General features: G+C 36.1%; 11 protein-coding genes. 1 reads left to right on the forward strand and 10 read right to left on the reverse strand.

Annotated features, from left to right (window positions below; genetic code table 11):
* Positions 1-2,248: Rib/alpha-like domain-containing protein (locus tag HMPREF2963_RS09050; protein WP_261786501.1), on the reverse strand; the 2,248-nt coding region annotated here is incomplete at its 3' end.
* Between the two features lie 198 nt (positions 2,249-2,446).
* On the opposite strand from HMPREF2963_RS09050, the gene HMPREF2963_RS05225 reads away from it, so the two are divergent.
* Positions 2,447-2,974, forward strand: a complete 528-nt coding sequence (locus HMPREF2963_RS05225) for a TetR/AcrR family transcriptional regulator (RefSeq protein ID WP_070669096.1) — start codon at positions 2,447-2,449, stop codon at positions 2,972-2,974.
* 443 nt (positions 2,975-3,417) lie between these two features.
* On the opposite strand, the gene HMPREF2963_RS05230 is transcribed toward HMPREF2963_RS05225, so the two are convergent.
* The 9 genes from HMPREF2963_RS05230 to HMPREF2963_RS05270 all read right to left on the reverse strand — a co-directional run bounded on the left by HMPREF2963_RS05230 (position 3,418) and on the right by HMPREF2963_RS05270 (position 14,051).
* Positions 3,418-4,758 (reverse strand): dipeptidase, encoded by a 1,341-nt coding sequence (locus tag HMPREF2963_RS05230; RefSeq protein WP_070669098.1) that lies wholly within the window; start codon positions 4,756-4,758, stop codon positions 3,418-3,420.
* 24 nt (positions 4,759-4,782) lie between these two features.
* On the reverse strand, positions 4,783-6,285 hold the full coding sequence (locus HMPREF2963_RS05235; protein WP_003069901.1) for a YfcC family protein: 1,503 nt from the start codon (positions 6,283-6,285) through the stop codon (positions 4,783-4,785).
* 237 nt (positions 6,286-6,522) lie between these two features.
* A complete protein-coding gene (arcC, locus tag HMPREF2963_RS05240; RefSeq protein ID WP_003028182.1) occupies positions 6,523-7,470 on the reverse strand; it encodes a carbamate kinase in 948 nt (315 codons plus the stop codon).
* Positions 7,471-7,742: 272 nt separating this feature from the next.
* Positions 7,743-8,759 carry an ornithine carbamoyltransferase gene (gene argF, locus HMPREF2963_RS05245; RefSeq protein WP_003028184.1) on the reverse strand — a complete coding sequence of 339 codons (1,017 nt, stop codon included), beginning with the start codon at positions 8,757-8,759 and terminating at the stop codon, positions 7,743-7,745.
* Positions 8,760-8,782: 23 nt separating this feature from the next.
* The gene (gene arcA / locus HMPREF2963_RS05250; RefSeq protein WP_003069908.1) at positions 8,783-10,012 is read right to left on the reverse strand and encodes an arginine deiminase; all 1,230 of its coding nucleotides are present in this window, start codon (positions 10,010-10,012) and stop codon (positions 8,783-8,785) included.
* A gap of 317 nt (positions 10,013-10,329) precedes the next feature.
* Positions 10,330-11,016, reverse strand: coding sequence for a Crp/Fnr family transcriptional regulator (locus HMPREF2963_RS05255; RefSeq protein ID WP_003069910.1), 687 nt, complete (start codon positions 11,014-11,016; stop codon positions 10,330-10,332).
* 133 nt (positions 11,017-11,149) lie between these two features.
* Entirely contained in the window at positions 11,150-12,205 is a 1,056-nt protein-coding gene (locus HMPREF2963_RS05260; protein WP_083312528.1) for a serine hydrolase, read from the reverse strand.
* Between the two features lie 104 nt (positions 12,206-12,309).
* Positions 12,310-13,368, reverse strand: coding sequence for a DUF6568 family protein (locus HMPREF2963_RS05265; protein ID WP_070669100.1), 1,059 nt, complete (start codon positions 13,366-13,368; stop codon positions 12,310-12,312).
* Between the two features lie 452 nt (positions 13,369-13,820).
* Entirely contained in the window at positions 13,821-14,051 is a 231-nt protein-coding gene (locus HMPREF2963_RS05270) for a Blp family class II bacteriocin (protein ID WP_006270136.1), read from the reverse strand.
* Positions 14,052-14,111: the final 60 nt, after the last annotated feature.

A 14,111-nucleotide genomic window follows, 5' to 3' on the forward strand; every position in this document is an offset into this window, starting at 1 on the left:
CTACTTTAACCGTTTGGTCCTTACCTTTTGGTTCATACTTATCCTTAAGCGGAAGAACATTGATGGTAACTGTCTTAGGTTCTGCTTGATTACCTGCTTTATCTTTTGCAGTAAAGGTAATTGCGCCCTTATCTGCTAAAGTGGCTTTCATAATTGTCACTTTCATGACTTTCTTATTAGCTTCGTTAGTAAGATACTCAATTTTAACACGACCTGCAATGATATCTTTTCCATACTTAGCTTTAAGATCATCTAAACCTAGAGTAACTTCATTTTCGTCTTCAACTGTAACCGTAAAGGTAATATCTTCATCCACTTTAACAGTCTGTTGCTCTGGAGTGACGGTTAATTTTGGAGCTGTATTATCAGTTTTTTTCGATGTAACGGTTACTTTAACATTCACATCATCAACAGTACCATCTGGATAGTGAACTTCAACAATTCCGTCTTTTTCACCTGATGTTGAGGTGTCTGGTTTATGACCATCTTTCCATTTATACGTTGAATTTGATGGCAATTCATCTGTATTTGCAATGCTATCTTTTGCATCTAATTCCGCGTGTTGTTCAACAGTCCTATGCTTAGCCTCTGGTGAATACTTAATATTATCTGGATATTTCTTAACTGTTACATTAACTGGAACTGTATCAACAGTACCATCTGGGTAAGTCACTGTTACATTACCTGTAATAGCACTACCTGGTTTTGCATCAGCTGGGATCTTAACAGTTACTTCCCCAGTGTTTTGATCAACTGTAATAGGCGAATTAGGTTCGGTCTTATAAGTTGTTCCTGCTGGAATTTGCTTATTATTTTTTTCTTTGATTTTAAGATTTACTGTATCATTTGGATAGCCTGAACCATTATCATACTGCGGCGAATATTCATCGGCATCTTTAGCTAATGTAGAAACATCTACAGTTGCAATTTTACTAAAGTTATAAATACCGCGACCAGCTGGATGAGCAATGCCTCCGCCAGTTTCACGAGAAGTCATCCCAACCGTTACCCAAACTTTATTGACTAGGTCAGTATTCTCGCGAAAACGGCTCCCCCAACCCATCCAATCACCAAATTGACTATCAACATTAGGAAGCTGACCTAACTCATTTAACTCTTGTCTATTGATTTTTGTATCAAAGTTGTAAATCCGAGTACCTGATTGACTAGATGAAGCGAGCCAATCTTCAAAACCATATTTAGAGTAGTATACGTGTTTCTCAATATTATATTTTTGCCCTTTTTCTTTATTAGAACCTGTATTACCTAAGCGATCACCGTTCGTCCAATCGTCCATAAACTTAGAAGAACCTAAAATCTCCGCTTCTTTCCCGTTAACGTTAACCTTACTTGGGGTAAACAATTTTCTACTAGAAGTCCCCCATCGGTCTACATCACTAGGATAACTAGTCATAGTTTGTAGTGTTCCTGTGTAGCTCACAGACTGCACCACCATATTTTCTGGCTTGTGAAGACCACGTGAAGTGGTAAAAAGATAGTAAGGTCTAGAAAAATCCTTAGCTACCCCCATAAATTTACCTGAGGCATTGCCTTTTACAACAATTTGCCAGTGGATAGTATCTTGCTCTCTATCATATTCTGCTCTGACACGGAGAATTTCATCAGCATAGTTATCATTCCCTCCGGGTTTTTGTGACCAACCAGTTGAAAAATCATTATTTTTAAACTCTGCATATGTTACTTCGGTAACACCGTTTCTCCATTTAATTCGAGAAATTTGACCTTTACCAGTTTCAGCCATTGTTTTAGCAACACTATTATCTTCTAATTTATCATCTGGTTTCCAATCAGCGTCTCTTGTTTGTGAACCAGTCACAAATTGAGCACCTTTTATTAAATCCGAAATTTCTGTTGTTTTAGGAGCAGACTCGCTCATCAAATCGTCTGCTACATTGTTGCTAGACTCTGTTTCTGATGCCTTTTCTACTTTTTTAGTAGTTTCAGTAGTGGAGTTAGCTTGGTTAGTAGTTAAATCAGAAGATACTGAGGAAATTTCTTCCTGTTTTTTATCTTCTTTATTATTAACCGTTGTAATTTCCTCTGAATTCAACACCGAACCTTGTGTCGCAGTTTTTGGTATAATTTCAGTTGCAGATACTGCTGCATTCGATCCCAAAAACATTAATGTCGCGATAGCAATACTCGCTGCCCCGAATTTAAATTTTCGAATAGAAAAACGTTGTCTAGTCTGTGAAATATCGTATGTTTTCTTGTTAACCTTAAACAAAATAACACTTCCTTTCTTAATTATATAATAATCATATGGGAATAAACCCAATGCTATACTTATTTTACTGTTAATAAAATATTATTTCTATACAAATAAGCACTTTTTGTAAACTATTCACAAACTAATTATTATAAACTTATACAAAGGTATAGTATAATAGCTAAAGAATCTAATGCTGATTGTAGAGATAATAAAATGAAAGATAAAACTAAAATTGATGTAGAATTCTTAAAAGCTTTTTCAATATTAATGTATTCAAAAGACTTATCACAAATAAGTGTAAATGAAATTTGTACAAAAGCCAATTTGAGTAGAAGAACATTCTATAACTACTACAATTCAAAAGAAGAATTCATTACTGAGTCTATTTTAATAATACTTGATGAAATCACTAAAATATTATACACAGATCTTTACTTTGAAACTGAAATTTTAGTAAAAATGTTATCCTATCTTTATAATAACAAGGATATCATTCTAGCTTTTATACTCTATTTTCCAAATATTATCTTAATTGTAAAAGAATATGCAAAAGAAATCGTTTTGCATTCTAAAAAAATAAATAATCAAAAGCTTGGAGAGGCCTATGGGATTCCACCAAGTTTTGCTCTAGATTTATATACTATGAGTATTATCAGTATTGTTTTTACTTGGATAAAAAACGGTTTCAAAGAAACCCCCGAAGAAATTGCAAATTTCATAAAAATATCTGTAAAAATATAGGCTTCTCATTAGACTCTATAATTTCTGTCGTGGATAAATCCATCGCAGGGACTATGGAGCTTTTTAAATTCAGATAAAAATGGAAAATAGCTCTTTGTCAACTGTAGGGGGTAAGGAAAAGTCAACATCGAGAAAGGACCATATTGGTCTTTTCTTTTTTGATATTTAGCCTGATGAAAACAGGTTTCTTAAAGTTTAAAAAGTTTCTAAAGACAAGCCCTTGATGTTTGATGTCTTGGGGTTCAGGAACTTTGAAAACCTTAAAACTCGTATTTTTATCGCTTTAAACATGCAAAAAGAGAAGACAAGTTTTGTCTCCTCTCGTGCTCAGCTATAAGTCACCCACTACAGTTGACATTGAGTCCTAAATCCTTACAATAATTATTTGTCCAATTTTCGAGGCGGTTTACCTCTAACTAATACTAGCTTTTTATTACTTGCAATTAAATAACCTCTCCAGCCAACCGATAAATCGTTTCAGCATAAATATCCATTGCTTTATACAGATCGTCAATCACAGTTCGTTCATTCGCTTGATGTTCTGTTTGCAAAGCACCAGGAAAAAGTGCACCAAAAGCTACACAATTTGGCATAGTACGAGCAAATGTAGCACCGCCAGAAGACACAGCAGGGCTATCATCATTGGTTTTTTCTTTATAGACAGCCATTAAGGTGCTGACCAATTCACTATCAAGTGGCACATATAACGGTGCAAGATAGTCAAATTCTTCATAACGTAATTGATATTTTTCAGCAATTTGACTTAGTTCTCGTACTAATTTATCTTTGTCAGCAAGAACTGGAATCCGCAAATCAATCCGAATCTCGGACTCGTCTTGATTTATAGTTAGCCCAGAAACATTGAACGACAACGTTCCTGAAGGTTCATCTGAAATTTCACCAAACAAGCTGCTGCCTGTAGCATCTTCACCAACTGCTTCAGCCATAAATTGAATAGTAGAGTGTTGAACAAGTGGATTTAGCCCCATTGCCAAACGTACAATAGCATTCACTCCCTCGGCTGCATCTTTTGAATGCTTAGGGACACCAATGACTGTTACTGTATCTGCAGTTCGTTCGTATTCAAAAGACTGTTTTTTCAATTCAGCTTCTAATGAATCTGCTAAATTTCCCGTATAGCTTGCTTTTGCAGGTACAACATTAAAAGCTTCTCCTGCTTCAATAGCAAGTTCTTGCGAGCCTGAACCATGTAACTTAACCTGCAGTAAACCTTTTTCAGCATAAGTCAGCGGGAAAGAAGAATCCGGTGCAAAACCAAGCGTCGCTGTTTCCTCCAGCTCATTGTAACGAGCCATACAGCGCCACAGAGTTTCTTCGTCTGTACCGTAGATGAAACGAATCCGCTTGTTAAATGTCACACCTGCATCCATCAGTGCTTTAACAGCATAAAGTGCAGCTAGGGATGGACCTTTATCATCTTGAACACCGCGTCCATGTATCCAACCATCTTTTATAGTTGCTTCAAATGGAGGAGTTTCCCAATCGGACAAATCTCCCGCTGGAACAACGTCTAAATGGCAGAGAACGGCCAGGAGTTCTTCTCCCTGACCGATTTCTGCATATCCATAATAGCCTTTAGGATCAATGTAAGTTTTAAAACCTAAACTCCTAGTGATCTCTAGCATTTTTTCTAAGACGTTTTGAATAGATTGTCCGAAAGGTGTTCCATTTTCCCCTTCATTAAGAACTGACGGGTAGGAAACGATTGTTTTCAGCGATTCTAAATAATCAGATTTAATTTCTTCGGTTAAAAATTGTTTCATAAAGAACACCTCGTTATTTTCCTATTATAAGAACGTTCCTAAAATAAGAAGTAGGATACTTACTACAAAGATTCCAGCAGCCAATTTTGCAACGAATTTCCACCAAGTACTCAATTCGATCCGTCCAAGAGCAAGAGCTCCCATTACGATACCAGATGTTGGAGTAAGAAGGTTCAAAAGACCGGAAGCTGATTGGTAAGCAGTGATAATCAAGCTTGCTTGCACATTGACAAATTTTCCAAGTGGTGCCATGATACCCATTGTTGCACTGGCAAGACCAGAGGTTGATGGGATAAGGAATGACATTGGCAGATAGAATAGGTAAGTCAATACAATGAATACTTGAGATGATAGACCTTTGAGTCCTACTTCACCCCAGTGAAGGATTGTAGCAGTAATCATACCATCGTTCATGATAACTTGAATACCACGCGCAACAGCTACGATAAGCGCAACACTTAGAAGATCAGCCGCACCATTGATAAAGACAGTGATAAAGCGGCTTTCTTTCATGCGGTAAACAAAACCAATGATGATACCCATTACCATAAAGAGCATTGCCCCTTCTGGGAAGTACCAGGTACCCAAAGCAGATGTTGAACTACCAACAATCTTACCAATGAACGGAAGTCCAACCAACCATTTATTGAAACTTTCAAAAATAGTTACCTTCAAGTCTGTCCATGGAATGAAACTCATAATCATGAGAACAAAGGTCAAGACAAAGAGTACCAACACTTGTTTTTGTTTCTTGCTAAGAGTGGATTCTACATTAGCAACTGCATCTACATTAAAGTGCTTCAAATCTTCTTCACGATGACTGTAAACCAAAGATTTTGTAGGATCTTTTTGAATCTTATCTGCATAACGATATACGAAATAAGTACCCAAAGCTGTCATCACAACAAAGAAGATTAACCGAAGAACGATACCGTCACCAGTACCTACACCTGCTGTCGCAGAAGCTATACCTGTAGCAAATGGATTCAGAGTAGAAGCCAAACATCCAATTTGAGAACCAAGAAGGATAATAGCCACCGCAGTCAAACTATCAAATCCTACTGCCATCATAACTGGCACAAGAAGTGGATAGAAAGCCATGGTTTCTTCACCCATACCATAAGTTGATCCACCAAGGGCAAACAAAGGCATCAAGACTAAAATCAACATCTTTTCGCGACCCTTGTACTTCTTGACGATAGAAGCAATCCCTACATCAAGGGCACCTGTTTCATTCACTACTCCAAGGAAACCACCAACCATCAAGATAAAGAAGGCGACATCAATCGCTGCTGAAGTTGGTTCTTTTCCAAGCATAGCACGAATAGGAGCCATCAAGACATCCCAAATCCCTTGTGGATTTTGAGCAACGGTCTTGTAAGTTCCTGTAATCAGATTACCAGCTTTATCAGCATCGTATTGACCTGCTGGGATAATCCAGGTCAACACAGCCATAATTGCAATGATAATCATCAAAACGGTATAAGATGATGGCATCTTAAACCCTTTTTTTGCTTTTTCACTCATTTGTTTTCCTCCTAAATGTAACAAATTGTAAAAATTTAACCGAATCCCATTTTCAGAAAGCGCTTCCTTTGACTATATTTTAACATATTCATCTGGAAAAAACTAGTAATTTCCAAAAAAATTATCATTTCACAACAGTAAAATAGATCAAAAGAAAGCAAATCTAAAAATAGGAAACACTAACGTTGTTTTAAAAAGTTTTATTACAATTTTAAACGAAGCAATAATAACACTCTGTTATCCTTTTTCAATAATCGTTCCGCTTTCAGACTCAATTAAAGCGCCTAAGTTTTCAAGAGAAGTAATGACCGCTTCACCTTCTGGTCGATCATTTACAAAGGCAATAGCTGCTTGCACTTTAGGTAACATACTTCCTGGGGCAAATTGATTTTGCTTGATGTATTCTTCCAACTGAGCTACATTGACACGCTCTAACTTGGCTTGATCTGGTTTATTGTAGTTGACATAGACATAATCTACACCGGTCAAAACGATGAAGAGATCTGCTTCGACCAATTCCGCCAGACATTGTGAAGCAAAGTCTTTGTCAATTACTGCTTCTACGCCTGCAAGATGACCATTGTCTTCCTTGATGACGGGAATACCGCCACCACCAGCAGCCACAACGACGTGTCCTGCATTGATGAGTGTACGAATGGTTTCAATTTCTTTGATTCCAACTGGTTTTGGTGACGCAACTACTTTTCTCCAGCCACGTCCAGCATCCTCTTTGAAAGTAGCTCCGCTCTTTTCAGCTTCTGCTTTTGCTTCTTCTTCTGTGTAGAATGGTCCGATTGGTTTGCTTAAATTTATGAAAGCAGGGTCATTTTTATCAACCACTACTTGTGTCACAACAGAAGCAACTTCTTTTTCAATTCCTTCTTCATGAAGTGCATTTTGTAGAGCATTTTGCAACCAATAGCCAATGCTTCCTTCTGTCATTGCAACAAGCGAATCTAACGGAAATGCTGGATTTTTTTCAGAATCTGCTGCTAAATGTTGCAACAAAAGATTTCCAACTTGCGGTCCATTTCCGTGAGTGATAATCAAGTCATCACCATTTTTAATCAATTTTACAAGATGACTTGCTGTTTCTGCTAATGCTTCTTGTTGTGCTTTTGCTGATGGATCAGATGAAAGGATGGCATTCCCTCCCAAAGCCACAACGATTTTACGATTTGCCATAAATAATTAGCCTCCTTAGAGTTTTCTTCTTATAGTGCTTCAATTCATTTTAATGAGCTATAACAAACTTTAGAACGAGGTTAGAATAATAATGTCTCAAACTACATTTCTTTAAGGGTGATTGCATCGGCAATCATAGTTGTTTGTCTTATCGCCTTTTTTCCCTATTTAAATCATACTAAAATTGAAACGAGCACTATCAAAAATGAGGACTGGACTAAAGCTATTAGTCGCAGCCCTCATAGCTGTTGGTAAACGGTTTTAGTTTTAAATTATACTTTTGGAATATAAAGGTTTCCAAGAGTCGCTGCCATAACTGCTTTAATAGTATGCATACGGTTTTCAGCTTGGTCAAATTGGCGAGCGTATTTGCTGCGGAATACTTCGTCAGTTACTTCCATTTCTTCAACGCCGAATTTTTCAGCAACATCTTTACCATAAACAGTATTTGTATCATGGAAAGCTGGTAAGCAGTGCAAGAAGATCAAATCTTCATTGTCAGCTTTCTTAATCAAATCCATATTTACTTGATAAGGTTTCAAAAGTGCGACACGTTCTGCAAATTTGTCTTCTTCACCCATAGATACCCAAACGTCTGTGTAAAGGACATCCGCACCTTTAACAGCTTCATCTGCATTGTCAGTAATTAAGACATGTGCGCCACTTTCTTTCGCATATCCTTCTGCCAATTTCACAATATCTTCAGCTGGGAAGAGTTCTTTTGGAGAAAAGATATGAACATTTACACCGAGGATAGCACCTGTTACAAGGAGACTGTTTGCAACGTTATTGCGTCCGTCACCACAGTAGACAAGAGTCAAGCCTTCCAAACGACCAAAGTTTTCTTGAACTGTCAAATAGTCAGCTAACATTTGAGTTGGATGCCATTCGTCTGTCAAACCATTCCATACAGGAACGCCTGAAAATTCTGCTAGTTCTTCTACCATACGTTGGCTAAATCCACGGAATTCAATCCCGTCAAACATACGTCCCAATACTTTAGCTGTATCTTCAGTAGATTCTTTCTTGCCAAGCTGAATGTCGTTAGCTCCTAAGTATTCTGGATGAGCACCAAGATCAATTGCTGCCGTTGTGAAAGCTGCACGAGTACGAGTTGACGTTTTTTCAAACAAGAGAGCAATATTTTTACCTGCTAGATAATGATGTTCAATATTGCGTTTCTTCAAATCTTTCAAGTGAGCTGCTAAACCAATAAGATATTCTAATTCTGCACGTGTAAAATCTTTTTCTGCCAAGAAGCTTCGTCCTTGGAACACTGAGTTTGTCATTCTATTATTTCCTCTTTCTAATCTTAAAGTTCTTCACGTTCAAATGGCATTGACATACAACGAGGTCCACCACGACCGCGAACCAATTCACTTCCGCGAATCTTAATCAAACGAAGTCCGTATTCTTCAAGAATCTTATTTGTGACAACGTTACGGTCATATACCACTACCACACCTGGAGCGATTGTAAGGGTGTTTGAACCGTCGTTCCATTGTTCACGTGCTGCTGCTACTGTATTTCCGCCACCGCAACGAATCAAATGAACTTTGTCAATACCAAGATTCTTAGCAAGCAATTCTGCTAAATCACCTTTTTCTTCTGCAATATGAAGTTTTTCATTTTCATAAGTAACAGAGTACACACGAAGATCGCCTTCAATTTCTGGGTGAATAGTGAATTTATCATAATCAACCATTGTGAAGACTGTATCTAAGTGCATGAATTTACGATTATTAGCAAATTCAAATGCAATCACTTTCTTAAAGCCAACATTCTTCTTAAAGATATTGACCAAGAGTTTTTCAATAGATGCTGCGTCTGTACGTTGTGAAATACCTACTGCAAGAACATCTTTAGAAAGAACTAGTTCATCTCCACCTTCGATACGAGTTGTTTCTTCACGGTTATAAACCAATTCAACATTGCCACCATATACTGGATGGTGTTTAAAAATGTATTTACCATAAAGTGTTTCACGATTACGTGTATCTGAATACATGTGATTCAGTGAGACAGCATTTCCAATTGTTGCAAATGGGTCACGAGTAAAGTAAAGGTTTGGCATTGGATCAATGGCAAATGGATAGTCAGATTCTACCAAATCCGTCAAACCTTTGGCGTCTACTGGAATTTCTGGCAGTTCAGCTTTTTGGAAACCAGCCATTGTCTTTTCAACCAATTCAAGGTTATCTTCTATACCATGAAGAATATCACGGATAGCAACTTTTGTTTGTGCTCCGCGGATATTTGCTTCATTCAGATATTCTTCAATAAATTCATTACGAATTTCTGGAGAAGTCAATGATTCAGCAGCCAACTTTTCAAGGTAAAGAACTTCAATACCTTCTTTACGAAGAGCGTCTGCAAAAGCATCATGTTCTTTTTGAGCGTCTTCCAAAAATGGAATATCGTCAAAAAGCAGACGTTCCAAATGATCCGGCATCAAGTTTTCCAACTCTTTACCTGGACGATGCAGCATAACTTTTTTCAGTTTTCCTATTTCTGAGAAAACATGAATAGGATGTGTAGACATCTTATGTCCTCCTCTTTTTCTTTGTGACTTAAGTTTCTTTAAGCCCTATTTACATGTTTTATTGTAATATCTTTTGTTTGCGCTTTCACAATCAATTATACATTTAAAATGCCAAATCCTTTGCTTTTTTTAAAAGAAATTCTAATATTATTTCAAAATAAAACGCTTTCTATAAATATTTTATGCATTTTATTGGTTTTATGAATAATTATTTTTTAGAAACAAATGAAGTTTTTGAGTATATTTTAAATGTTTAGGTTTCTAAATTAAAAAAGGACCAAAAATTGCTTTTTTGACTGCAATTCTGTCCTTCTTTTCTACATATCTTCAAAATACTTTAAAAAGTATTCTTTATTCAAAAAGACGAGTTTCTTTCGATTATATTGAATAATGTTTTCTTCTGTTAATTTTTTCAAAACTTGATTCACCGTTTCACGAGTAGTCGCACCTAGTTTAGCCAACTCTTTCATACTAAGTGCAAAAGGGATGTCATCTCTATATTGGCAAAAATCAATACATAAAATTGAAATCGCTTGAATAACCCGCTCCGTCGCACTAGCCAAAACAGAATTTCGCAAACGTAATTCATGAAAACGTAAAATATTTGACAACTTATGTGTGATAAATAACATCTGCTCTATTATTTGTTTGGAATAATATTCATACAAGTCAACAGGAATAGAAAAATATTCCAAATCTGTCACAGAAATCCCAGAATAATGATAATCTTTATCCTCAAACATGCCACCATAAGGAAACATGGTATTTTCTTTCACATAGTCAATGTAATTAAACGAATCTGTCTGGTCATACTGTTCAATCCGAACATAGCCCTTATAAATCAAAAAAAGTCGCTCTCGTTTGTCTCCAGAAAAGAAAATAATTTGCCCTTTTGGCACTTTGCGAAATTGAATCTCAACAGCTATTTTATCAAAAAATTCAACTGGTAAATTTTTAAAAGCAGGATGTTCTCTAATGTAACGATAATGCTCTTTGTTAATCATGATATTCTTGTAGTCCTCTTTACATTCTGTTTTTATTATAACATAAAAGGCCCTCCTCTAAAAGAGAGCCTTTACATTTTTAATAGAACCTTATCTTTTGCAGCACAATTTTTGGAATTTGCGTCCATTCGCTTTAATTCATATTCACACGATGCCATTCATTGATAACATAAGCTAATTGACCAACTTGTGTAATACCAACACCGCTAATTTCATCACTCTCAGGAGTTGTCCCACCCAGCCCCGCTGTATAAAGAGCAATCAAATAAGGCTTTTCTTCACATACAATTGCATCTACATTTAAAGCTTCTGCAACATAACCTGGCTTTTGATAGATTGGAATGTCTCTTACATATCGTTTATAGTATTCATTTGAAAAAGATTCACCGATATAATACAAAAGATCTTTATACTTTTCCTGATGTTTCCAAAGATAATCCAACACTTGAATATAATAGTCCGTCGTTGTTTGATTCTGTTGGTTGATGGTATTCACTTCTCCTTTGCCTTTTCCATAGCGCTGATACATTGTATAGGCTTTATCCAAGCCACCTAAGCGCTCAGCTAAGGCATAAGCTGGCGTATTTTCAGAATAAAGAAGGGAATACTCCTGCATTTCAGGGATGTTCATGGTTCCATTAAATGCTGCTACATAGTTATTATGTTCACCGATATACTCATAGCGAGTATAGGTAATATCAAACCGCTCGGTCATTGATAAATTTCCTTTTTCTACCTCATCAACGACCAACATATTTAATGGCAATTTGTAAGTCGAGCCCGCTGTCATCGGTTGCGTTTCATTCATAGCGTAGATTTGTCCACTCGTTAAGTCCTTATAAGAAAATGCAACCTGCGAATGCTCTATTCCCATCTCATCTAGATAAGCCTTTACAACTTGAACCAAATTTAGATTAGCATAATCATAATACAAACCATAGGCTTCCATTACAGGCAAATCAGATTCCATGACTTTCTGCTTTTCTTCCATACTCTTTGACGAAACACGAGTGACTAATTTAGACTCTTTTGACGAATTTTTTGGCTTTTCTTGACTGGTAGGATAATTTGCAGCTACTTTCGTAGGATGTGCCTTTCTAGCTTGGCCAAAGTATACAGCACTTGATACTAATACACCACACATCATAAAGCAACCAATCAAACAAAGAATCATTGTCTTTCTACTCACGTACTCCTCCTAACTTATATACCTCATTATATAGGAAGAATGGACATTTGACAAGATGGAATGCACAGAATCATCATCCGTTTTTAATTCTTACTAACGATGATTCAATAGCGTTTTCTATCATTCAATCCTTTTCTCATCCCTAGATAAAATGATAATGTAAGAAGAGCCATTGCCAACCCAAATCGGAATAATCCTTTACTCTTTTTGATGCCAGTTTTGGGTAATTGCAGATTCTTTTGCTCTTTTATCCCATTAAATTCCATTTCACTATTTGTCGGCAATACTGAAGTTTTATGAGTATGGTCTGCTGAATTTGATTTTGAAATTTCACTAACGTCTTTTGGTAAAGATTCCTCATTGTTTTTTAAGTCAATAGAAGCTGGTACTTGGCTTTGTTTAACTTTTTTGTCATTTTTATTCTCTTGATGTTGAGGGTTATCTTCTTGCTTTTTGCCCGTCGGAGCTTTATGAAAATACAGATAATCATAGAGTTCTTGAGCAGTGATACCTCCACCGACCCAACCAGAAGTTAATGTACCATTTTTAAGATAGAGTATCGTTGGGGTCCCAGGAATACCAACTGTTTTAAATAAAAATTCTTTGGCATGTTCATCAAAATCTTCACCATCTGTATTATAGTATTCTAATTTTCTACCTGTTAATTGATTAAACTTTTTTAGTTCAGGAGAAAATTGTCGACAAAAATAACAAGTTTCTCGTCCTACATAAATCGTATGTTCTTTATTATCCGAAGTAAAAGCTGAATAAACATCTTTTATCGTAGCCTTAGGAAGTTCAGCTATATTCTCACGATAAGTAGCAACATCAACCTCTTTTGATTCTTGAGAATTTGGAACGCCATTTGCTGCAGAGGTTTTATCTGAAGTAGAAGCAGATTTATTGTTTGTCAAGTTTTCCTTTTCTACAACTGTATCTTCCTTTGACTCTGGCATGCTTACGGGTTTCGTATCTGTTACAATTGAATCTTGATTTGCGTCATTTTTAACAACAGCTGCTGTCGAAGCTTCAGACACTATTTCAGTTGTATCTGGGCGTTGCTCCTCCTTATGAACTCCATCAGCAAAAACCATGTCGTTTCTAAAAGCAAGCAATAGCACCGAACTAAATAAAAGTGATTTTAGCAATTGTTTTTTCATCATTTTAAACTCCTCTATGTTCTATTTACAGTATAATACAACCATCTCGGTTTCATTTTCAAAAATCCTAAAAGGTAGCTCTGATAGCCTGAATGGTAAAAAGTAAGAAACAGGAAAACAAACGAGCTGTCTTCCTGTCGATAATTTTCAATATCAAATGATAAATTTTCTTAAATATTTAAAATATGAACGAAAATATACCACAAATAGGATACTGATAGAAATGAAAGAATGATAATAAATTTCTTATGTGAAGTTACAAAATATATTATCAAGAGAACCAGTAAATATAATAAACTAATTAGTAAAAATTTTATCATCATCTTATTTTTTTGAGATTTTCTTACATTTATCCAGAAAGTAAATAATTGGTTTATCTAACCAAGTTAATATCATCATAGTGATAAAACCTAGTGCGAAACTTTTTATATCAAACATTTATTCCCCTATTTCACTTACCACCAACAAGTAGCTCCATAACCAACTCCACCAATAATAGCTCCCCCAACAGCTCCTGCAACTACTCCTTGCCATGTTCTGGTCTTGATTCCTAATCTCAATCCATTACCTGCACCACCAGCAATACCCGATTTTGCAAAATCACCCCAATTACAACCTCCTCCTTCAACACGTGCCAGCATTTCAGAGTTCAGTGCTTCAAATTTTTCCAATGTTTTTGTATTCATGATGAATACCTCCTTGTTTTTTATAATTTTGTCCTGTTGCAACCTGACAAATTTAGTATA

Origin of the sequence: Streptococcus sp. HMSC067A03, assembly GCF_001814295.1 — a bacterium.
GTDB lineage: Bacteria > Bacillota > Bacilli > Lactobacillales > Streptococcaceae > Streptococcus > Streptococcus constellatus.